Source organism: Centipeda artemidis DSM 19719, from assembly GCF_000426665.1.
GTDB classification, from domain to species: Bacteria; Bacillota; Negativicutes; order Selenomonadales; family Selenomonadaceae; genus Centipeda; species Centipeda artemidis.
Genome location: NZ_AUFU01000036.1, coordinates 1 through 1,183 on the forward strand (window position 1 = coordinate 1; position 1,183 = coordinate 1,183).

A 1,183-nucleotide genomic window follows, 5' to 3' on the forward strand; every position below is an offset into this window, starting at 1 on the left:
GGCTTCAGGTGGCTTGGCAGAGTCGGCGGTGCGTCCGGATCAATCTTTTCGATCACAGATTTTCATGAAGATTATCAGAAATATAGTGGCGGAGACTTGGCAATCGCATGGGGGACAAATATGATTCCCATCGGTGCAGGGCTTCTCGGAGCAAGCCTAGGAGCCACTGGTGGTGCATATGTCGGAGGAATTGTTGGTGGAGGCACCGGAGCATTAACTGGTGGAACTGCCGGAACCGTACTCGGTCCCGAGGGAACTATTGTAGGCGGGGGTGTAGGCGGCATAGTCGGTGGTTTTACCGGAGTCGGTGTTGGAGCGTTTATTGGCAGTTATGCCGGTGGAATTGTTGGAGGAACTGCCGGAGCGTATATTAAGGACTATATACGAAAAGATATATATCCTATAAAAACGGACAAAGAAAAAGAGTCCCTCGCTCATGGTGAGGAGTGATAGTCTATGGTTGGTTTTCTAGTTTTAATTTTTGTCACTATGTTGGGTACTGCACTAATCACAACTTTATATAAATATAAAGCAGGACGTGCAAGTATTCATTCTGTTATATATATGACAGGCATAGTTTGTTCTATATTGTTGCTATGCATACCTATCTTTCTTAAAATCATGTTTGGAGAGATATTATTTTTTCAATCAGATACGGGAAAAATGGTGGGGGTGATTCACATCGGAGCTGTTTTATTTATCGCGTCGTATCCTGCACACAGATATAATAAATACCTGAATAGCGAAACGACAAGTGCTATGCTAGAGAAAAATCAAATACCTGCTTTTAATAGGATTGCAATAGATAGACTCTCCTGGATATGGATACCAGGCGTATTATTGATGGTCGTGGGGATTATTATGCTTATTCAACATTTATGGGAGGTTATTATCTAAAAAATAGAACAAAATTAAAAAAGATAAGGAAAGCAAGGTAACTATGGGGATGGAGTATTCATGTTTTCGCGGTAGAGCGGTGCTTTTTCGCTAGGAGTCATAGAGTCAAGAACTCCATAACGAACGTAACCTCTCCGTCGAGGGCTCTGCCATCGAAGGAAAAGGCGCTGCCCTCAGTGCTGTTACCACAAAAGAAAAACTCTCCATGACCTCGGGCGCAGATACCAACATCATCGGCTCGCAGGCATCTGGCAAAAAGGTCAATATGAAGGTCGGCGGCAATCTC

General features: G+C 43.7%; 2 protein-coding genes and 1 pseudogene. All 3 read left to right on the forward strand.

Going from position 1 to position 1,183, the window contains the following annotated elements; all coding sequences use genetic code 11:
- Nucleotides 1-450 (forward strand): annotated as a pseudogene (locus K341_RS12770) (hypothetical protein); the annotation flags it as partial.
- Nucleotides 451-456: 6 nt separating this feature from the next.
- Nucleotides 457-897: a hypothetical protein gene (locus K341_RS0110715; RefSeq protein ID WP_026762794.1), complete on the forward strand. Its 441-nt coding sequence runs from the start codon at nucleotides 457-459 to the stop codon at nucleotides 895-897.
- A gap of 205 nt (nucleotides 898-1,102) precedes the next feature.
- The coding region (locus tag K341_RS13065) for a hemagglutinin repeat-containing protein (protein WP_156024945.1) at nucleotides 1,103-1,183 on the forward strand (81 nt) is incomplete at its 3' end.